Raw genomic sequence first — 256 nt, 5'->3', positions numbered from 1 at the left:
TCTATTGGTTGCAGCGCTTCCACTTCGTAGCCTGCTTTTTCTACGGCTTTAATTAAAGTAGCGCGATCAAGTGGTTGATGCGCATAAATGACTGCTTTTTCGGTAGCCAGATTTACATGAGCCGATTCAACACCCTCAACAGATTTTAAAGCTTTTTCCACACGGCCTACACAAGAAGCACATGTCATCCCCTCAATCTCTAATGTTTCACTGTAGTGTGGCGTATCAGTCATTTCGGTACTCATATACGATCTCT

At 43.4% G+C, this 256-nt stretch carries 1 protein-coding gene; it reads right to left on the bottom strand.

Annotation, left to right across the window (positions count from 1 at the left end; all coding sequences use genetic code 11):
- The coding region (locus tag SE27_RS14765) for a cation transporter (RefSeq protein ID WP_455550035.1) at positions 1 to 245 on the bottom strand (245 nt) is incomplete at its 3' end.
- Positions 246 to 256: the final 11 nt, after the last annotated feature.

Origin of the sequence: Acinetobacter harbinensis (genome assembly GCF_000816495.1) — a bacterium.
GTDB classification, from domain to species: domain Bacteria; phylum Pseudomonadota; class Gammaproteobacteria; order Pseudomonadales; family Moraxellaceae; genus Acinetobacter; species Acinetobacter harbinensis.
This window is presented reverse-complemented; position numbering and strand designations above follow the sequence as displayed.